Here is a 19512-nt window from a genome sequence, read left to right on the forward strand (position 1 = left end):
GGCGCCGATTCGGCAGAATGGGTTCAGACAGTCAGGAGAGTGATGGCCCGTACTCGCTGGCAAAAATCCACCCCAGTGTTGATCGGGTTGGGCGTGCTGGCGTTCGTCGCTGCCGTGGTGGTGGCGGCGACGTTTTTCACCACGACCGGGCACGGCGCGGGCAGCGCGCGCGCCCCGATCCCGCCTCCGCACGCGCCCACGGTCAAGCCCGGCATGGTCCCGGTGAGCGACACCGCCGAGTTACCCAGCGGGCCCGGCGTGGGCGCCGCGCTGGCACCGGTGGCGGGCGATCCCAACCTCGGCAAGCTCGGCGGCCGGATCACCGACGCCCTCACCGGAAAAGAGCTGTGGCAGGTCGCCGACGACATGCCGCTGGTGCCGGCGTCGACCAACAAGGTGCTGACGGCCGCCGCCGCCCTGCTGACGTTGGACCGCCAGGCCCGGATCAGCACCCGGGTGGTCGCGGGCAGCCAGAACGCCCAGGGCCCCGTCGTGCTGGTGGGCGCCGGCGATCCGGTGCTGTCGGCGGCGCCGCCCGGGCAGGACACCTGGTACCGCGGCGCGGCCCGCATCAGCGACCTCGTCGAACAGATCCGGCGCAGCGGGGTGACCCCGACCGCGGTGCAGGTGGACACCTCGGCGTTCAGCGGCCCGACGATGGCGCAGGGCTGGGATCCCGCCGACGTCGACAACGGCGACATCGCGCCGATCGAGTCGGTGATGATCGACGCCGGGCGCATCCAGCCGACCACGGTCAACTCCCGGCGGTCCCGGACGCCGGCGCTGGACGCCGGCCGCGAGCTGGCCAAGGCGCTGAACCTCGATCCCGCCGCGGTGACGATCGCGACGGCGCCGTCCGGGGCGCGGCAGCTGGCCGTCGTGCAGTCGGCGCCGTTGGTCCAGCGACTCTCCGAGATGATGGACCACTCCGACAACGTGCTGGCCGAATGCATCGCCCGTGAGGTGGCGGCCGCGATCAACCGGCCGCGCAGCTTCGCCGGCGCGGCCGACGCGGTGACCAACCGGTTGAGCACCGCCCACGTCGACACCGCGGGCGCGGCGCTGCTGGACTCCAGCGGGCTTTCGGTCGACGACCGGCTCACGGCCAAGACGCTCGACGGGGTGCTGCAGGCCGCCGCCGGGCCCGACCAGCCGTCGCTGCGGGCGCTGCTGGACCTGCTTCCGATCGCCGCCGGCAGCGGCACGCTGGGCGACCGGTTCCTCGACGCCTCGACCAGCCAGGGCCCCGCCGGCTGGCTGCGGGCCAAGACCGGCTCGCTGACCAACATCAACGCGCTGGCCGGGGTGCTCACCGACCGCAGCGGCCGGGTGCTCACCTTCGCGTTCATCTCCAACGACGCGGGCCCCAACGGCCGCAACGTGATGGACGCGCTGGCGACCCGGCTCTGGTTCTGCGGGTGCTCATGACGCCGGCGTCGGAGCTGACGCTGGGCACCGCCGTCGACTGGCAATTCGCGGCCACGGTCGGCAGGCGGCTGGCCCGGCCCGGGCCACCGTCCAGCGACTACACCCGGCGCCAGGTGATCGACGAACTGGTGGGCGCGGCCGCCAAAGCCGAACCCCTGGTCCGTGACGTCACCGGCCTGGTCGCGGGTGGTGCCGTGCCCGCCGCGCGCATCGTCGACCGCCCGGAATGGGTAGCCGCCGCGGCCGAGTCGATGCGGGTGATGATGAACGGCGCGGAGAAGCCGCGCGGGTTTCTCACGGGCCGGGTCACCGGCGCGCAGACCGGCGCCGTCCTGGCCTACGTCTCGTCGGGGATCCTCGGCCAATACGACCCCTTCGCCACCGATAACGGGGCCAGGGCCGGCTGCCTGCTGCTGGTATACCCGAACGTCATCGCCGTCGAGCGGCAGCTTCGGATCGAGCCGTCCGATTTCCGGCTGTGGGTGTGCCTGCACGAGGTCACCCATCGCGTGCAGTTCACCGCCAACCCGTGGCTGCCCGACTACATGTCGCAGGCGCTGGGCCTGCTGACCCGCGACGCCGGTGACGACCTGAAGGAGGTGGTGAGCCGGCTCGCCGACTACGCCCGCAATCGCGGCAATCAGAACTCAGACGCCAACTCGGCGGGCATCCTCGGTCTGGTGCGGGCGGTGCAGTCCGAGCCCCAGCGCCACGCCCTGGATCAGCTGCTCGTGCTGGGCACGCTGCTGGAGGGCCACGCCGACCACGTGATGGATGCCGTCGGGCCGATCGCCGTGCCGTCGGTGGCCACCATCCGCCGCCGCTTCGACGAGCGCCGCCACCGCAAGCAACCTCCCCTGCAGCGCTTGCTGCGCGCACTGCTGGGACTCGACGCCAAGCTCAGCCAATACACGCGCGGCAAGGCCTTCGTCGACCACGTCGTGGGCCAGGTGGGCATGGCGCGATTCAACGCCATCTGGACGGGGCCCGAAACGCTGCCGCTGCCCATCGAGATCGAAGAGCCCCAGCGATGGATCGACAGGGTGCTGTAGGCCGGCTGCGCGCGGCGGTCGAGGCGTTCATCAAGACGCACCTCGCCACCGTCGACCAATGGTGCGTGGCCCTGTCCGGTGGCCCGGATTCGTTGGCGCTGACCGCGGTGGCGGCCCAGCTGCGGCCCACCACCGCGGTGGTGGTGGACCACGGCCTGCAACCCGACTCGGCCGACGTCGCCGAAGCCGCCCGGAAGCAAGCAGTGTCACTGGGATGTGTTGCGGCGCAAGTGGTTCGGGTGCAGGTCGGCACGGAGGGTGGCCCCGAAGCCGCGGCGCGCGCGGCCCGCTATGCCGCGCTGGCCGCCTACCACGACGGCCCGGTGCTGCTGGGTCACACGCTCGACGACCAGGCCGAGACGGTGCTGCTCGGGCTGGGTCGGGGGTCCGGCGTGCGCTCGATCGCCGGGATGCGCCCCTACGACCCGCCGTGGTGCCGGCCGCTGTTGGGGGTCCGGCGCGCGGTGACGCACGACGCGTGCCGGGAGCTGGGCCTGACGCCGTGGCGCGATCCGCACAACAGCGACCCCCGCTTCACCCGGACCCGGTTGCGTGCCGAGGTGTTGCCGCTGCTCGAAGATGTGCTCGGCGGGGGCGTCGCCGAGGCGCTGGCCCGCACCGCGACCGCGCTGCGGGAGGACGGCGAGTTGATCGACGCGCTGGCCGCCCGGGCGCTGCCCGGCGCCAAGGCGGGCGATGGGCTGCGGGTCTCGGCGCTGGCGACGCTGGACGCGCCCGTGCGGCGGCGCGTGATCCGGGCCTGGCTGCTGGCGGGCGGCGCAACGGGGCTGACCGACAAGCAGATTCGGGGGGTCGACACCCTGGTCACCGCGTGGCGCGGCCAGGGCGGCGTGGCGGTGGGGTCGTCCGTGCCCGACGAGCGGTTGTTCGCGGGCCGCCGCGACGGCGTTTTGACGCTGTGGCGCGAACCGGTCGGCTGACCGCAATATCGGGGCCGCCGTTGGTTATCCGCCCGCCGGCGTGGCACTCTGTGGGCGTGGCCCAGATCTCCTCGGCGATCACCCCCGCCCAGCCCGCGGAGCTCTACCCCGGGGATATCAAGTCTGTCCTGCTGACGGCGGAGCAGATTCAGGCGCGAATCGCCGAACTCGGCCGCGAAATCGGGGAGCACTACCGCGACGCCGCGAGCGAGACCGGCCAGGACCTGCTGTTGATCACCGTGCTCAAGGGCGCCGTGATCTTCGTCACCGACCTGGCCCGCGCGATCCCGGTGCCGACGCAGTTCGAATTCATGGCCGTCAGCTCATACGGATCATCGACGTCCTCGTCGGGTGTGGTGCGCATCCTCAAGGACCTGGACCGCGACATCCAGGGCCGCGATGTCCTGATCGTCGAGGACGTCGTGGACTCGGGCCTGACCCTGTCGTGGCTGCTGCGCAACCTCAAAACGCGGCATCCGCGGTCGCTGAAGGTGTGCACGCTGCTGCGCAAGCCGGACGCGAAGGGAGCCCACGTCGACATCGCCTACGTGGGCTTCGACATCCCGAACGACTTCGTCGTCGGCTACGGCCTCGATTACGACGAGCGCTACCGCGACCTGTCCTACATCGGCACCCTGGACCCCAGGGTCTACCAGCAGTAGCTCGCGGCGATCGCGAGCGTGGCGAAGCCGGGCGCGGCGGGTCGCCGCCATCCGGCTTCGCGGCGATCGCGAGCGCGGCGAAGCCGGGCGCGGCGGGTCGCCGCCATCCGGCCGGGTCAGTCCAGCTCCCACACGGCGGTGACCGAGAAGTTCACGGTCTGCTGGCCGGGCTCGAGCGGGACCATCGACGGCATGGCGCGCGGCGTCGGCGTCCCGACCGGCGGGGGGTTGCCGGTGGCCTCCGAGATGGACAGCACCCGGCCCAGCCGGAGCCCGGACAGCTGGGCGTACTGCTCGGCGCGACCCTTGGCGTCGTTGAACGCCCGCGCGCGGGCGTCCTTGACCAGCTGCGAATCGTCGGCGATGGAATAGCGGACCGACCTGATCCGGGTGGCGTCGCCGCCCGTGCCGACGACGAGGGCCAGCAACCGCGACGCGGCGTCGGGCGGGTGGATCTTGACGGCGACGGCATTGGTGGCGCGGTACCCGGTGATGTCGGCCGTGCCGCTGGGGCCAGGGTTGTTGTACTGCGGCGCCAGGGTGACTTCGGTGGTGCTGATGTCCTTGTGGTCGACGCCGGCGCCGAGCAGCGCGTTGATGACCGCCTGCTGACGGTCGTTGGTCTGGTTCATCGCGGTGGTCACGTCGGGGGCGGTGAATTCGATACCGACGTCGGCGGTCAGCGTGTCCGGGACGCCTTGCACTTGCCCGGTTCCCAACACCGTTACCTGGCGGGGGTTGGCGCCCGGGTGCGACGGGTGGGCTCGTCGCATGCCGACGCCGCCGCGACGGTCAGGCCGGCCGCGGCCACCGCGATCGATCGGCGGACAAGGTTCGAGGCGTTGGTTGCGACCGGCATGCCTGGCACCCTAGCCGCTGGCCCCACGGTCCGTGTTGTGAATTTCCGGTCAAGTGGTCGGCGCCGGGGCCCGGTTCCCGGCCCAGTCCGGTTCGTGGATGCGAATAGTGATGTGCGAGAGCCAGTTTGACACCAACACCATGGCGATGATCACGACGATGATCACCACCAGGGGTAGTTCCAGGGCCAGGCTGAGCCATATCGGCCGTGTTGCCGCCGGACCCGCCATGAACCCGACCGGCAGTGCCTGGGCAGCATAGCCAGCGGCCGGATTGGGTCAGCGGGTCGTCCGGCGCCGGTTCACCGGTACCCCGAGCAAAGCAAAATCGGCGCTGCGGCGCGCTCATATAGGAACATATATGACTCCAATCATATTGTATTACCGCGATATTCATGCTGAATCCAAAAGTCGCAGCGGATCCGACCAGCTAAATGAATAGTTGTCCAACCGGCCGTGAAAAGGCGACCCGAAGGCTGTCATCATCCGAGGTCACCGGCCTAACGTGACGAGCGTCGGACTCGGCGCCGGTGATCGTCGCTGAAAGCTGGTTAATTGAAAGGGTTTTGAGGACTCACCATGTCTTTTCTGATGGCACGGCCGGAAATTCTCGATGCGGCTTCGGGTGAGCTGCACGGCATCAATGCCGCAGTGCAGGAGAACAATTCGGCGCTCGCCGTGGCGACGACGGCGGTGGCCCCCGCCGCCGCCGATGCGGTGTCGGTACTGACGGCCGCCCGGTTTTCCCAACACGGACAGCTCTTCCAGGAGATCAGTGCGCAGGCGGCGGCGGTTCGCGAGCAGTTGGCGACGACGCTTGGCATCAGCGCCGGTTCGTATGCCGCCACGGAACTCGCCAACGCCGCCGCGGTCGGTTAGGCGAGGACACGATGCTGGACTTTGCGCAGTTGCCGCCGGAGATCAATTCCGCGCTGATCTATTCGGGTCCAGGTTCGGGGCCGTTACTGGTCGCCGCGGCGGCATGGGGCGGCCTGGCCGCCGGCCTGCATTCCGCGGCTTCGTCCTATGGGTCGGTGATCGCGGGCATCGAGGGCGGCCCATGGCAGGGGCCCGCCGCGACGTCCATGCTCACCGCGGCCGTGCCGCAAGTGGCGTGGCTGAGCGCCACGGCCGGACAGGCCGAACAGGCGGCGAACCAAGCGGTGGCAGCGGCGGGTGCCTATGAGGCGGCATTCGCCGAAACGGTGCCGCCGCCGGTGATCGCGGCGAACCGGGCGTTGCTGATGGAGTTGCTGGCGACGAACTTCCTCGGGCAGAACACCCCGGCGATCGCGGCCACCGAGGCGCAATACGCCGAGATGTGGGCCCAGGACGCCGCCGCGATGTACGAATATGCCGGCGCTTCGGCGGCGGCGTCGACCTTGCCCGCGTTCGAATCGGCGGCGCCCACCACGGACCCCGCCGGCGTCGCCGGTCAGGCCGCCGCGGTGGCCCGGGCCGCCGGCGCGAGCGGGAGCGACAGCGCGCAGGGGCTCGACGCGGTGCCCCAGACCCTGTCGGCGCTGGCCGGGCCGACCAACACGTCCCCGTCGCCGGCCAATCCCACGCTGTCCCTCGGTGGAATCGGCATGAACCCCGAGGGCGACGGCATTGTCGTGGGGGGCCCGTTGGGGGATCTGTTGGAGGGCCTGACCGGGTCTCAAACCCTCGATGCCAGCACGCCTTTCGACGCCTTCATCCGTTTGATTTCGCCGACGCGGTTGTTCACCACGGCGTTCAAGGACATCCAAAGTCTCGCGCAGGGCTTCATGCCCGCCGCGAAGTCCGCCGCCGAGGGCGTCGCCAAGGCCGCGGAAGCGGCCCTTCCCGCCGTTTCGGGTGCGGGACTGGGCTCGATCGGCGCGATCGGCGGGGCCGTCGGCAAGGCGGCATCGATCGGCGGATTGGCGGTGCCCGCCGCCTGGGCGAGTGCGGCCCCGGCGCCGCCGATCGCCGTGGCGCTCAATGGTGCCACCACCGCGGGGGCCGTCGAACGTGCCACGAACGCGGTGGGCGGGGTTCCGATGGTGCCCGCCGCTGGGGCGGGGCGCGGCGTCGCGGCCCACTTCGTCACTCCCCGATACGGTTTCAAGCCCACTGTCATCGCGCAGCCCCCCGCGGGTGGGTGACGCGTCAGAAGGGTGGGTCGTCGGGCAGGGGCTGCAGGGTGGATTGGTCGGGTTCCCAGTCCGGGGGCAGTTCTTCGGGTTCTCGGGGGTCGTTGACCCAGGTGCAGTAGGGGCTGGTGCTCGGTGTCCCCTTGAACAGGAACAGCATGTCGCGCATGTGGTTTCGGAACTTGCGCGCCGCGATTTCGTCTTTGCGGTCCTGTTCGAGGCGGCGGCGGGCCTCGTTGATCGGGCGCTGCTCGCGATTGTGGGTGCGCGCCTGGGTGATCCGCGCGCTGCGCTGCCGGGATCGGCCGCGTCGTCTCGGCTCGGGGGCGGCGCAGGCCGGGGCGCGCGCCGCCGGAAACAGATCCGCACCCACGGGGGAGGTCCGGTAGGTGTTGCCGGTCGGCGAGGTCCAGATCACGGTTCCATCGGCCAACTGTTTGTCGCGCCAGCCCCCGAAGGTTTTGAGCCGATGATGCTGGCGGCACAGGCATTTCAGGTTCTCCGCGACGGTGCGCCCGCCCGCCCGCGGATCTTGATGGTTGAACGGAACGGTGTGGTCGATATCGCAGATCATCGCCGGGCGGGAGCATCCGGGGAAGCGGCAGGTCAGATCGCGGCAGCGCACGAACCGCTCCAGCCCCGCCGGCGGTTGATAGCGCAAGGCCTCGACCGGACTGGTCACCGGGTTGGCCACCAGCACCGACGCGGCGGCCGCCAACCGGCGCACCTGCTCGGCATCGATGACCCCATAGCCCTCCAGATAGCCAGGCCCGGCGCCGTCGGCGTAGACGGTCTGTTCGCCGGCCATCACGTTGACGACCACCCGCGTCCCGGTCGGCTCACTTTCGCGAGTGTGCTCGCCGGCCCGGGTGGGGCAGTCGGCCCGCCGGCACGCACAGCCCAACCGGCGGCCTTCGGCCAGCGCCGACAGTGCGTCGGCGCGGCGCTGATCCATCGTCCGTGGATCGGCCGGGCACACCTGCTTGGCGAGTTGGGACAGCCGGCGATCAAAGGCCGTCGCGGCGGCGGCGGCCACCGAACCGCGGATCTCGGCCATCCCGTTGTCCGCGGCGCTGATGGCGACGTAACGGTCCTCCTCGGCGGCCACCCGACGCTCCCGGGCGGCGTCGGGATCGGCGACCCGCACCGCGGCATCAACCGCGTTGACGATCCGCTGCCGCGACCAACCGTGCCAATTCCCGATCCGGGCGGCCAACGACTCATCGAGCGTGGCGATCACCTTCGGGTCGGTGACGAGATCGGTGCGGGTGATGACCAAACGCACCGTGCGCCAGTCCGTTCGCCCCTCGGCCAACAGCGCCGCCACCCGCGGCAGGCGGGTATCGAGCGCCTCGGCGTGCGACACCAGAAAACTGGCACCCATCGCAGACAGGTTCATCACCGCGGCGACCTCGGCGGCGGTCTGCTCGAAACCGTCGATCTCGGCGTACTCCCGATCGGCCCCGTCGGCAGTGGCCACCCGATGCCGCAGCAGCGCCGCCACCGCCGCCAACCGCCGCGCCACCAGCATCGACTCCTCCCGATGCGTGGACTCGATCACCGCTACCAGAGCGGCGCGATCCGACCGTACTTCGAACATGCGTTCGATTATAGGTGGGCCCCCTGACAAGTTCAGGGCGTGACGAGAACCTTGCAGTGCCGCTCGGGGTCGGCCAGATCGTCGAACGCCGCCCCGACCGCATCCAGGCCCACCTCGCCGGTGATCAGCGGGCTGACGTCGATGTCGCCGTCGGCCAGCGCGCGCAACGAGTCGCCGAACTCGTCCGGGGTGTAGGCGAGCACGAACTGCACGTTGATCTCTTTGGCGATCGCGAAGAAGGGATGCACGGTGTCGGGTTGCATGCACACCCCGGCGACCACCAGTCGAGTGCCCGGCCGCGCGCGGAGCAGCACGTCGTCGATGATGCCAGGCACCCCGACGGCCTCGAACACCACCGCGGGCTTGACACTGTCGAAGGGCGAGCCCTGCGCTGGATCCAGCGTCTGGTGAGCTCCCATCGCGGTGGCGAGCTCCCGTCGCTTCGGTGAAAAGTCCGCCGCCACAATGGTTTCGACGCCCTTGGACCGAAGGGCGGCGACGATGGCGATCCCGATTGGGCCGCAGCCCAGTACCAGCGCCGTCTCCCCGGGCGCGACGTTGGACTTGTTGACGGCATGCAATCCCACCGCCATGGGTTCAGTCAGTGCTGCGTGTTTGGAGTCCAGGCCATTGGGGACGGGCAGCAGCAGCGGCGCGGACAACAGCATCCGTTCGGAGTAGCCGCCGATTGTGCTGTTGCTGTACACAATTGGCTCGACGCCCTTGGCGGACAACAGCACCGGCAGCGAGGTGACCAGGGTGCCCGGTGGATGGGTCTCGGTGTCGGGGCCGGCTTCGAGTATCTCGGCGCTGAATTCGTGACCCATGAAGATGTCGTGGTCCAGGTCGACGTGCATGCCACCGCCGCCACCGGCCGCCCGTTCGGTCATTTCCAGCACCTGGGCGCCGTGGGCGGCGAAATGCAGGTCGCTGCCGCAGATTCCGCATGCCCGCACGTCGACGAGCACCTGCCCGGCTTCGGGGATCGGGTCGGGCACGTCGTCGCGGTAGACCATCCGGCCGTCGCGCAACACCGACGCGCGCATCAGTGCACCGCGTCTTTCTGTTCGTCGACGTGCTCGGTGATGGCCTTGACCACGGCCTCGCCGGCCCGGCCGATCAACTGGTCACGTTTACCTCTGGCCCAGTCGTGGGATGCGCGCGACGCTTCGAGTTGACGTTTGAAGTGGGGAATCACCTTGCGCGCCATCAGGTCATAGCAACGGTACGTCGCCTCGGGTGAGGCCCAGTCATGGCCGAGCATCAGCAGGGTGCCGAAGCCGCCGGAGCGGTCGAGCAGGTCTTCGATGTGGGCGATGGCGTCCTCGGGCGTGCCGATGCAGCAATTCCCCTTGGCCGCGTAGTCCGCGACGAACTCGTGTGGCGTCTGGGTGCCTTCCACGCTGTTGGCCAGCGGGACGAACCCGGCGGCGCCGAAGTAATTCGCGAAATCCTGTAGCCCGTAAGTGCAATCGTCGATGGCCTGCTCGCGGCTGTCGGCGATGTGCATGATGCTCAGGACGCGCCAGTTGCCGCGGTCCGGCTCGTCCCGTCCGGCCTTTTCGGCCTGCTCGCGCACCACGTCCCAGGTGGTTTCCAGCGCCGCGTAGCCGCCCGGCACCGACATCGACAGCGACAGCAGCGAGGTGCCCAGCGCGCCGGCCAGCCGCGGACCGGACGGCGAAATCATTGCCGCCGTGGATATTTCGGGGTAAGGCCAGGTGTAGGGCCGGATGTGCAACTGCGCGTCGCGCAGGGTGAACCAATCGGAGTGGCGGTCGATCCGTTCGGTGGGTGCGGCCCGGAACAGCGCCAGGATGGCCTCAAGGGATTCCTGCATCATCGGTCGCTGTTCGACGGGGTCGATGCCCATCATGTAGGCGTCCGACGGCAGCGCGCCCGGGCCGGTACCGAACATGACCCGGCCGCGGGTCAGGTGATCCAGCAGCACCCAGCGATCGGCGACCATCAGCGGGTGGTGGTAGGGCAGCGAGACCACGCCCGTGCCCAGCCGGATGTGTTTGGTCCGCTCGGCCGCCGCGGCGATGAATACCTCCGGACAGGCGATCAGCTCGTAGCCGCCCGAGTGGTGTTCGCCGAACCACGCTTCGTCGAACCCGAGCCGATCCAGCGCGACGACGCGTTCCATGTCGTACTCGAGTGCGACCGTTGGGGATTGGCCGACGGGGTGAAATGGGGTGATAAAGACACCGAAACGCAGGGGCGCACTCATCAAAGCTCCAATCCGTTGAGGAATTCCAGTAAGGCCGCATTCACCTCGCCGGGGCGCTCCTGCTGCAGCCAATGCCCGGCGCCGTCGATCATCACCTGTTGGTACGGCCCGGAAATCGCCTCCGCAGCGCGGTCGGCACGGGTGAACGACAGGACGGGATCGGCCGTCCCGCCGATGAACAGACACGGGACCGAAATCTTGACGTCGTCGAGTTCGGGCGTGGTCTCCCAGTTGCGGTCGAAATTGCGATACCAGTTCAGCCCGCCGGTGAAGCCGGTCCGCGAGAATTCGGCGATGTAGTGGTCGAGCTCGTCCTGGCTTATCCAGTCCGGCAGGCCGTCCGGTTCGGGAAGGCGTTCGACGAAACCTTCCGGACCGGGGCTGGCCATCCGCACCAGCGCATCCTTGCCGTCGGTTCGCAGGCTGCCCATCATGCGACGGATCACTCGGGCGGGATCGGCGTTCAATTCGGCGTCGGCGACACCGGGCTCCTGGAAGTAGAGGATGTAGAAGAAGTTCTCGCCGAACATCTTTCGCCACGCCTTCGTCGGCGCCACGTGCGGGCGCGGCGTCACGGGCACGCTGAGCGCGGCGACGGCCGCTACCCGGTCGGGGTGCAGCAGCGGGGCGTTCCACACCACGGCGGCGCCCCAGTCGTGGCCGATCCACACGGCACGCTCGGCGCCGACGTCGTCGAGCAGACCGACCAGGTCTCCCGTCAACTGGTGAATGTCGTACGCCTCGACGGCATCCGGGCGATCCGAACCGCCGTAGCCGCGCTGATCGGGCGCCAGCACGTGGTAGCCGGCGTGCGCGAGGACGTCTATCTGGTGGCGCCAGGAGTAGGCCAGTTCGGGAAAGCCGTGGGCCAGGATCACCACGGGTGCGCCGCGGTCGCCCGCTTCGGTCACCCGCAGCCGCACACCATTGGTATCTACTAACCGTTGGGTTGGGGGCACCGTCTCACCAAAGCACAACGGTTGCGCACTGAGAAGGGTCTCTTTGGCCCAGCGCAGCATAATTTGTGCATGCGATTGGACCACGTAGTTCTGTGGACGAAGGATCCGCGCGCGGCGATGGACTTCTATTCGAGGCTGGTCGGGCTGGCACCGGTGCGATTCGCCGAGTTCGAGGCCGCCGAGGCGCCTTTCCCCAGCGTGCGGGTGTCCGAGGATTCCATCATCGACCTGATGCCACTCGAGATGGCTTCCGGCGCGGTGTCGTCCGCGGTGGCCGAAGGAAGCGCCGGCCAACCGGTCAACCACGTGTGCCTCGCCCTGTCGAAGGCCGAATACGACGCGCTCGACGCGCGCCTGCAGGCCGAGGGCGTGGACACCAGCGCGCGGCTGAACCACAGCTTCGGCGCGCGGGGCTGGGCGCCGCAGGGATTCTATTTCGCCGATCCCGACGGGAATGTGGTCGAGGCGCGCTACTACGAGTGAGCCTGCCGGCCCGGGAACTGCCAATCGTTAACTGGACAGCCCGGCGCTGCCGGAGCTGGCGATCGCCACGGAGCAGATGGTGGCGACCCGCTGCGCCCCGGCGCTGCCGGAGCTGGCGATCGCCACGGAGCAGATGGTGGCGACCCGCTGCGCCCCGGCGCTGCCGGAGCTGGCGATCGCCACAGGCGGTAGCCTGGACTTTTCCAGCTGCGTGTATATCGGGGAAGGACCTGGCCGGCAAGGCCGATGATTGATGAACCGGAAAAACGTTATTCGCACCATCACGGCGATTGCTGTCGTGGTGCTGCTCGGCTGGTCGTTCTTCTATTTCAGCGACGACACTCGCGGCTATAAGCCCGTCGACACGTCCGTGGCGATGTCCCAGATCAACGGCGACAACGTCAAAAGCGCGCAAATCGACGATCGCGAGCAGCAGCTGCGCCTGACCCTGAAGAAGGGCAATGGCGACACGGACAACTCCGACAAGGTCATCACCAAATACCCGAGCGGGTATGCGGTGGACCTTTTCAACGCGCTGACCGCCAAGAATGCGAAGGTCAGCACCGTCGTCAACCAGGGCAGCATCCTGGGCGAGCTGCTGGTTTACGTCCTGCCGCTGCTGCTGCTGGTGGGGCTGTTCGTGATGTTCTCCCGCATGCAGGGCGGCGCCCGGATGGGCTTCGGGTTCGGCAAGTCGCGCGCCAAGCAGCTCTCCAAGGACATGCCCAAGACCACGTTCGCCGACGTCGCCGGCGTCGACGAGGCGGTCGAGGAGCTTTACGAGATCAAGGACTTCCTGCAGAACCCCGGTCGCTATCAGGCGCTGGGCGCCAAGATCCCCCGGGGCGTGCTGCTCTACGGTCCGCCCGGGACCGGTAAGACGCTGCTTGCCCGCGCGGTGGCGGGCGAGGCCGGCGTCCCGTTCTTCACCATCTCCGGCTCGGACTTCGTCGAGATGTTCGTCGGTGTCGGCGCGTCCCGGGTACGCGACCTGTTCGACCAGGCCAAACAGAACAACCCGTGCATCATCTTCGTCGACGAGATCGACGCCGTGGGCCGCCAGCGCGGCGCGGGCCTGGGCGGCGGGCACGACGAGCGCGAGCAGACGCTGAACCAGTTGCTGGTCGAAATGGACGGGTTCGACCCGCGGGCCGGCGTCATCCTGATCGCGGCCACCAACCGGCCGGACATCCTGGACCCGGCGCTGCTGCGGCCCGGCCGCTTCGACCGGCAGATCCCGGTGTCCAACCCGGACCTGGCGGGCCGCAAGGCGGTGCTGGAGGTGCACTCCAAGGGCAAGCCGATCGGCCCGGACGCCGACCTCGCCGGGCTGGCCAAGCGGACCGTCGGCATGACCGGCGCCGACCTGGCCAACGTCATCAACGAGGCGGCGCTGCTCACCGCCCGGGAGAACGGCACCGTCATCACCAGCGCCGCCTTGGAAGAGGCGGTGGACCGGGTGATCGGCGGCCCGCGCCGCAAGGGCCGCATCATCAGCGAGCAGGAAAAGAAGATCACCGCCTACCACGAAGGCGGCCACACCCTGGCGGCCTGGGCGATGCCCGACATCGAGCCGATCTACAAGGTGACGATCCTGGCGCGAGGCCGCACCGGCGGGCACGCGGTGGCGGTGCCGGAGGAAGACAAGGGGCTGCGGACCCGCTCGGAGATGATCGCGCAGTTGGTGTTTGCCATGGGCGGGCGTGCCGCGGAGGAGCTGGTCTTCCGGGAGCCGACCACCGGCGCGGTGTCGGACATCGAGCAGGCCACCAAGATCGCACGCGCCATGGTCACCGAATTCGGGATGAGCTCCAAACTCGGTGCGGTCAAATACGGTTCGGAGCACGGCGACCCGTTCCTGGGCCGCACCATGGGAACGCAGGCGGACTATTCGCACGAGGTCGCCCGCGACATCGACGACGAGATCCGCAAGCTGATCGAGGCCGCGCACACCGAGGCGTGGGAAATCCTCACCGAATACCGCGACATCCTCGACACCCTCGCCGGGGAGCTGCTGGAAAAGGAAACCCTGCACCGGGCCGAACTGGAAAGCATCTTCTCGGGCGTCGAAAAGCGCCCGCGGCTCACCATGTTCGACGATTTCGGGGGCCGCATCCCGTCGGACAAGCCGCCCATCAAGACGCCCGGCGAGCTGGCCATCGAGCGTGGCGAGCCGTGGCCGCCGCCCACCCCCGAGCCGGCGTTCAAGGCGGCCATCGCGCGGGCCAGCGAAGCGGCACGGCTGGAGGCGGACCGAAACGCCAACGGCGGCAACGGTTCTCATGGCGGCCAGGGCAGCGGTAAGGGCGCGCCGCACGGGCCCACCCAGCCGGACTACGGCGCGCCGGCCGGCTGGCGCGCGCCGGGATGGCCGCCGCAAGCGCAGCAACCGCAGCAGCAGCCGAACTATTGGCATCCGCCGGCACAGCCGCCGCAGCAGCCCTATTGGCAGCAACCGGCGCCCAGTTATCCGGGCCCGCAGCCCTATCCCGGCCAGCAGGGCCACGCCGGCCACCAGCAGGGCTATCCGGGCGGGCAGGGTCGTTCCGGCCAGCAGGGCCAGGCGCAGCCGTCGTACCCGCCGTACCCGCCGTATCCCCCACCGGGACAGCCCGCCCAGGAGGGTGGCTCGCCCGACCGGCAGGATGACGACGTGAGCCGGTCCAATCCGCCGGCCCACGGCTGAGCAAACGGAGGATTCGATGGCACTGCCGGACACCGCGATGTCCAAGATGCGGGTCTTCGACCAGGACCGTGCCGAGGCCGCGGTCCGCGAGTTGCTGTGCGCGATCGGCGAAGACCCGGACCGGCACGGCCTGCGGGAAACCCCGGCCCGCGTCGCCCGCGCCTACCGGGAGATGTTCGCCGGGCTCTACACCGATCCGGACAGCGTGTTGAACACTATGTTCGACGAGGATCACGACGAGCTGGTGCTGGTCAAGGAAATCCCGCTGTACTCCACCTGCGAACACCACCTGGTGTCGTTCCATGGGGTGGCCCACGTCGGCTACATCCCGGGCAACGACGGCAGGGTCACCGGCCTGTCGAAGATCGCGCGACTGGTCGATCTGTACGCCAAGCGGCCCCAGGTGCAGGAACGGCTCACCAGCCAAATCGCCGACGCCCTGGTGAAAAAGCTCAATCCGCGCGGGGTGATCGTCGTGGTCGAGGCCGAGCACCTGTGCATGGCGATGCGCGGTGTCCGCAAGCCCGGAGCGACGACCACGACCTCGGCGGTGCGCGGAATATTCAAAACGAACGCCGCTTCTCGAGCCGAGGCGCTCGACCTCATCCTGCGGAAGTGAGCCTGGCGCCTGTGCAGGTAATGGGAGTTCTGAACGTCACTGACGATTCGTTCTCCGACGGCGGCCGCTATCTCGACCCCGACAAAGCCGTGGCACACGGATTGGCGCTGGCCGCCGACGGCGCCGACATCGTCGACGTCGGGGGAGAATCCACCCGTCCCGGTGCCACGCGCGTCGACGCCCGTGTCGAGGCCTCCCGGGTCGTCCCCGTCGTCAAAGAGCTTTCCTCGCAAGGCATTACGGTGAGCATCGATACCATGCACGCCGACGTCGCGCGGGCGGCGCTGTGCAGCGGCGCGCGGATCGTCAACGACGTGTCCGGCGGCCGGGCCGATTCCGCCATGGCGCCGCTGCTGGCCGAGGCGAAAGTGCCTTGGGTGCTGATGCATTGGCGCTCCGTGTCGGCGCAGCGTCCGCACGCGGCCCCGGACTATCGTGACGTGGTCGCCGAGGTGCGCGCCGAGTTGCTTGCCAGTGTCAATGCCGCGGTGGCCGCCGGTGTGGATCCCGCTCAGCTGATGATCGATCCGGGTCTGGGATTCGCCAAGACGGGACAACACAATTGGGCGCTGCTGCATGCGCTGCCGCAATTGGTCGCCACCGGGATCCCGGTGCTGCTGGGCGCGTCGCGCAAACGGTTCCTCGGTACGTTGCTGGCCGGGCCCGACGGTTCGCCGCGGCCCCCCGACGGGCGTGAGACGGCGACCGCGGTGATTTCCGCGCTCGCCGCGCTGCACGGGGCCTGGGGGGTACGGGTGCACGATGTGCGCGCCACGGTCGATGCGCTCAAGGTCGTGGCGGCGTGGAACGACGAGACGCACACTGGGCTGGCTGAACACGATGGCTGATCGAATCGAGTTGCGCGGGTTGAAGGTTCGCGGGCAACACGGGGTTTTCGACCACGAACGCGCGAGCGGGCAGGACTTCGTCGTCGACGTCACCGTGTGGATCGATCTGGCGTCGGCCGCCGCCACCGACGACCTGACCGACACCTACGACTACGGCGCGCTGGCCCGGCTGGCGGCCGACGTCGTGGCGGGACCCGCGCGAAACCTGATCGAGACCGTCGCCGCCCAGATCGCCGATGAGGTGATGGACGACGAACGCGTGCACGCCGTCGAGGTGGTGGTGCACAAGCCGCAGGCCCCGATCCCGCAGCAGTTCGCCGACGTCTCGGTGGTGGTGCGGCGGTCCCGGCGCGGTGGCCGGGGTTCGGTGGTGCCGTTATGACGCGTGTTGACGACGATGATGCCGGCTCGGTCCTGTGCGGAGCCGGGATCGAGGAGTGGCGCGGATGACCAGAGTGGTGTTGTCCATCGGGTCCAACCTGGGGGACCGGCTGGCGCGGTTGCAGTCGGTCGTCGACGGGCTGGGGGACGCGGTGCTCGCCGTGTCACCGGTGTACGAGACCGACCCCTGGGGCCGGGTCGATCAGGCGCCGTTCCTGAACGCGGTGCTGATCGCCGACGACCCGGCCTGCGACGGGCAGGGCTGGCTGGCCCGGGCGCAGGAGTTCGAGCGCGCGGCGGGCAGGGTCCGCGGCGAGCGCTGGGGGCCGCGCACCCTCGACGTCGACCTGATCGCCTGTTACGGGCAAGCCGAGGTGACCTCGCGGGAGAACAACCTGACGCTCCCGCATCCGCTGGCCCATTTGCGGGCCTTCGTGCTGATCCCCTGGCTGGCGGTCGACCCGGACGCTCGGCTGACGGTCGCCGAAGGGCCGCGTCCCGTCGCGCAGTTGCTGGCCGAACTGGAGCCCGCCGACCGTGCCGCCGTACGGCGCTCCGACCTGACGCTCGAGCTCACAACCTGATGGGGCCCACCCGCAAGCGTGACCTGACGGCCGCGGTGGTCGGCGCCGCCGTGCTGGGTTACCTGCTGGTCAACGGCCTGTACCGGTGGTTTCCCCCGATCACGGTGTTGACCGGCCTGTCGTTGCTGGCGGTGGCCATCGGCGAGGCGCTGTGGGCGCGCTACGTGCGCGCCAAGATCGCCGACGGCGAAATCGGCCCCGGTCGGGGCAGGTTGCATCCGCTTGCGGTGGCACGCAGCCTGATGGTCGCCAAGGCGTCGGCCTGGGTGGGGGCGTTGATGCTGGGCTGGTGGGTGGGACTGCTGGTGTACTTCCTGCCGCGCCGGTCCTGGCTGCGGGCCGCCGCCGAGGACACCACCGGAACGGTGGTGGCGGCCATCAGCGCGCTGGCATTGGTGGTCGCCGCGCTGTGGCTGCAACATTGCTGCAAGTCCCCGTACGACCCGACCGAGCGCGGCGAGGGCGCCGAAACCTAGCGCCGATCGATCGGCGGATCAACCCAGGTGAGAATCGCCGGAGTAGGGCGACACGCGGATTGACCTCGCGCAGGTACAGTCAGGCCATGACCGTTCTGTCCCGCGGCGCCCGGGTGCGGCGCGGCGGCCGCAGGCCGGGGTGGGTGCTCTTGACCGCGTTGCTGGTCCTCGCGATAGGTGCCAGTTCCGCATTGGTTTTCACCAATCGGGTGGAACTCCTCAAGCTCGCTGTAATCCTGGCGCTGTGGGCCGCAGTCGCCGGCGCCTTCGTTTCCGTGCTCTATCGCCGCCAAAGCGACGCCGATCAAGCCCGCGTCCGCGATCTCAAGCTGGTCTACGACCTCCAGCTCGACCGGGAGATCTCGGCCAGGCGCGAATACGAACTGACCGTGGAGTCCCAGCTGCGTCGCGAGCTGGCCTCCGAGTTGCGCGCCCAGGCCGCCGACGATCTGGCCGAACTGCGCGCCGAGCTGAGCGCCTTGCGCACCAGCCTGGAAATCCTGTTCGACACCGACCTCGCGCACCGCCCCGCGCTCGGGACCGTCGAGAGCGAGCCGCAACCGGAGCGCGCCTACAGCGAGTGGGATCGCAACGGCGAGACCCCCCGCGACAACCCCGTCGATTGGGTGCCCAGCGATCGGGTCACTTCGGTGCCCCAGGACAACCCGCGCGGCCGCGCCGACGAGACGGCCATCATCGACGTCCCCGAAGAACCCCTACTGCCGCCCCGCCAACCGCCGCCACCCCGTCGGGAACGGCCCCGCTACCAGTACGAACCGCCCCAAGAACCCGCGTATCCGGCGCCGGAGCCGGCCTACGCCCCACCGCCGCCGGAGCCCCGGTTCGAACCCCGCCAGCAACCGCCACCGCAACCCGAACCCGAACCGCAGGCTCCGCCGGAGCCCGAACCACAGCCTGCGCCCCGGGCGGAGCGGCACCGCCAGGACTGGCAGCCGACGGCCGCGGAAGGCCAGTGGTTGCCACCCGGGACACCGGGCAGCAACTGGACCGGCGCCGACGCCCCCGGGGAACCGGCGGGCGGGCGGCGGCGCGCCCGGCATTCGGGCCCCGACGAGTCCCGAGACGAACCTCGGGACGAAGCCCGGGACGAATACCGAGACGAAGCCTGGGACGGCCTGCCCGTCGAGCCCCTGCCCCAACCGCCCTACGCCGAGTCCGGCCGCCGGGCACGGTCACGCCATTCGGCGGAGTACCGCGACTACGGGGTGCGCAGTTTCGCCCCCGGCACCGAGCCACCGGCCCCGGCGCCGCCCCCGCCGCCCGAGCCCCCGGTGCAGCAGCGCCCGCCCGCCGGCGCGCCCCCGCCGCCGCGGCTGGCGCCGCCGCCGGCACCGGAGCACACGCCCCGGCACGGCGGTGATCCCCAGCGCGAGGACGCCGGCGCCGCCGGAGAGACCACCGCCACGGGCGGCCAGTCGGTGGCCGACCTGCTGGCCCGCCTGCAGGTGCAGCCCTCCGAGGGCGGCCGGCGTCGCCGCCGCGAAGGCTGAGCTGGGAGCTTCCTCACATTGGGAAACGCCTGGTGATCGACTAGAGTCTTGGTGACCGAACGGTACCCACCTGGT

At 69.8% G+C, this 19512-nt stretch carries 20 protein-coding genes and 1 pseudogene; 14 read left to right on the plus strand and 7 right to left on the minus strand.

The genetic code is table 11. From position 1 onward, the window contains the following. The first annotated feature begins 42 nt into the window (after positions 1 to 42). Genes dacB through hpt form a run of 4 tightly spaced genes read left to right on the plus strand, consistent with a single transcriptional unit; the run spans position 43 to position 4083 of the window. The gene (dacB, locus tag W7U_RS23620) at positions 43 to 1428 is read left to right on the plus strand and encodes a D-alanyl-D-alanine carboxypeptidase/D-alanyl-D-alanine-endopeptidase (protein ID WP_085976871.1); all 1386 of its coding nucleotides are present in this window, start codon (positions 43 to 45) and stop codon (positions 1426 to 1428) included. Further along, positions 1425 to 2480 carry a zinc-dependent metalloprotease gene (locus tag W7U_RS23625; protein ID WP_008263449.1) on the plus strand — a complete coding sequence of 352 codons (1056 nt, stop codon included), beginning with the start codon at positions 1425 to 1427 and terminating at the stop codon, positions 2478 to 2480. Before dacB ends, W7U_RS23625 begins: the two co-directional genes overlap by 4 nt. Further along, positions 2459 to 3421, plus strand: a complete 963-nt coding sequence (gene tilS, locus W7U_RS23630) for a tRNA lysidine(34) synthetase TilS (RefSeq protein WP_008263451.1) — start codon at positions 2459 to 2461, stop codon at positions 3419 to 3421. The genes W7U_RS23625 and tilS overlap by 22 nt, the downstream gene beginning before the upstream one ends. Positions 3422 to 3471: 50 nt before the next feature. Further along, positions 3472 to 4083, plus strand: coding sequence for a hypoxanthine phosphoribosyltransferase (gene hpt / locus W7U_RS23635; RefSeq protein WP_008263453.1), 612 nt, complete (start codon positions 3472 to 3474; stop codon positions 4081 to 4083). 116 nt (positions 4084 to 4199) lie between these two features. Here the strand turns inward: hpt and W7U_RS23640 are convergent. Together W7U_RS23640 and W7U_RS23645 are read right to left on the minus strand one after the other, a co-directional pair. Continuing rightward, positions 4200 to 4942: pseudogene (locus W7U_RS23640) on the minus strand (SIMPL domain-containing protein). A 49-nt stretch (positions 4943 to 4991) separates the two neighbouring features. Then, positions 4992 to 5171: a hypothetical protein gene (locus W7U_RS23645; protein ID WP_036429796.1), complete on the minus strand. Its 180-nt coding sequence runs from the start codon at positions 5169 to 5171 to the stop codon at positions 4992 to 4994. Positions 5172 to 5519: 348 nt separating this feature from the next. Between W7U_RS23645 and W7U_RS23650 the strand changes: the two genes are divergently transcribed. Both W7U_RS23650 and W7U_RS23655 read left to right on the plus strand, forming a co-directional pair. Beyond that, on the plus strand, positions 5520 to 5819 hold the full coding sequence (locus W7U_RS23650) for a PE family protein (protein ID WP_036429799.1): 300 nt from the start codon (positions 5520 to 5522) through the stop codon (positions 5817 to 5819). 11 nt (positions 5820 to 5830) lie between these two features. Then, positions 5831 to 7069 (plus strand): PPE family protein, encoded by a 1239-nt coding sequence (locus W7U_RS23655; protein ID WP_008263458.1) that lies wholly within the window; start codon positions 5831 to 5833, stop codon positions 7067 to 7069. A 4-nt stretch (positions 7070 to 7073) separates the two neighbouring features. Here W7U_RS23655 and W7U_RS23660 read toward each other — a convergent pair whose 3' ends face one another. The 4 genes from W7U_RS23660 to W7U_RS23675 are packed head-to-tail and all read right to left on the minus strand — an operon-like array spanning position 7074 to position 11867. Beyond that, positions 7074 to 8657, minus strand: coding sequence for an HNH endonuclease signature motif containing protein (locus tag W7U_RS23660; RefSeq protein ID WP_008263459.1), 1584 nt, complete (start codon positions 8655 to 8657; stop codon positions 7074 to 7076). A gap of 32 nt (positions 8658 to 8689) precedes the next feature. Next, entirely contained in the window at positions 8690 to 9703 is a 1014-nt protein-coding gene (locus W7U_RS23665) for a zinc-binding dehydrogenase (protein WP_008263460.1), read from the minus strand. Beyond that, positions 9703 to 10890 (minus strand): LLM class flavin-dependent oxidoreductase, encoded by a 1188-nt coding sequence (locus W7U_RS23670; protein ID WP_008263461.1) that lies wholly within the window; start codon positions 10888 to 10890, stop codon positions 9703 to 9705. The genes W7U_RS23665 and W7U_RS23670 overlap by 1 nt, the downstream gene beginning before the upstream one ends. After that, complete coding sequence (locus tag W7U_RS23675) at positions 10890 to 11867, minus strand: alpha/beta hydrolase (protein ID WP_225336770.1); 978 nt, start codon at positions 11865 to 11867, stop codon at positions 10890 to 10892. The genes W7U_RS23670 and W7U_RS23675 overlap by 1 nt, the downstream gene beginning before the upstream one ends. A 51-nt stretch (positions 11868 to 11918) precedes the next feature. Here W7U_RS23675 and W7U_RS23680 point away from each other — a divergent pair, with 51 nt between their 5' ends. After that, on the plus strand, positions 11919 to 12332 hold the full coding sequence (locus W7U_RS23680) for a VOC family protein (RefSeq protein ID WP_036429802.1): 414 nt from the start codon (positions 11919 to 11921) through the stop codon (positions 12330 to 12332). Positions 12333 to 12359: 27 nt separating this feature from the next. On the opposite strand, the gene W7U_RS26585 is transcribed toward W7U_RS23680, so the two are convergent. After that, positions 12360 to 12515 (minus strand): hypothetical protein, encoded by a 156-nt coding sequence (locus W7U_RS26585; RefSeq protein WP_168707693.1) that lies wholly within the window; start codon positions 12513 to 12515, stop codon positions 12360 to 12362. A gap of 70 nt (positions 12516 to 12585) precedes the next feature. Here W7U_RS26585 and ftsH point away from each other — a divergent pair, with 70 nt between their 5' ends. The 7 genes from ftsH (at position 12586) to W7U_RS23720 (ending at position 19437) form a co-directional block, all read left to right on the plus strand. Next, positions 12586 to 15018 carry an ATP-dependent zinc metalloprotease FtsH gene (gene ftsH / locus W7U_RS23690; RefSeq protein ID WP_008263469.1) on the plus strand — a complete coding sequence of 811 codons (2433 nt, stop codon included), beginning with the start codon at positions 12586 to 12588 and terminating at the stop codon, positions 15016 to 15018. 16 nt (positions 15019 to 15034) lie between these two features. Further along, positions 15035 to 15637 carry a GTP cyclohydrolase I FolE gene (gene folE / locus W7U_RS23695; RefSeq protein WP_014378981.1) on the plus strand — a complete coding sequence of 201 codons (603 nt, stop codon included), beginning with the start codon at positions 15035 to 15037 and terminating at the stop codon, positions 15635 to 15637. Beyond that, a complete protein-coding gene (folP, locus tag W7U_RS23700) occupies positions 15634 to 16485 on the plus strand; it encodes a dihydropteroate synthase (protein WP_085976873.1) in 852 nt (283 codons plus the stop codon). The genes folE and folP overlap by 4 nt, the downstream gene beginning before the upstream one ends. Next, positions 16478 to 16867 (plus strand): dihydroneopterin aldolase, encoded by a 390-nt coding sequence (gene folB / locus W7U_RS23705; RefSeq protein ID WP_008263472.1) that lies wholly within the window; start codon positions 16478 to 16480, stop codon positions 16865 to 16867. The genes folP and folB overlap by 8 nt, the downstream gene beginning before the upstream one ends. 64 nt (positions 16868 to 16931) lie before the next feature. Further along, positions 16932 to 17450 carry a 2-amino-4-hydroxy-6-hydroxymethyldihydropteridine diphosphokinase gene (gene folK, locus W7U_RS23710; RefSeq protein WP_008263487.1) on the plus strand — a complete coding sequence of 173 codons (519 nt, stop codon included), beginning with the start codon at positions 16932 to 16934 and terminating at the stop codon, positions 17448 to 17450. Then, positions 17450 to 17926 (plus strand): DUF3180 domain-containing protein, encoded by a 477-nt coding sequence (locus tag W7U_RS23715; RefSeq protein ID WP_008263488.1) that lies wholly within the window; start codon positions 17450 to 17452, stop codon positions 17924 to 17926. The genes folK and W7U_RS23715 overlap by 1 nt, the downstream gene beginning before the upstream one ends. A gap of 86 nt (positions 17927 to 18012) precedes the next feature. Continuing rightward, entirely contained in the window at positions 18013 to 19437 is a 1425-nt protein-coding gene (locus tag W7U_RS23720) for a DUF6779 domain-containing protein (protein WP_008263490.1), read from the plus strand. Positions 19438 to 19512 lie beyond the last annotated feature (75 nt).

The sequence above is a fragment of the Mycobacterium sp. H4Y genome (assembly GCF_000364405.1).
GTDB lineage: Bacteria > Actinomycetota > Actinomycetes > Mycobacteriales > Mycobacteriaceae > Mycobacterium > Mycobacterium intracellulare.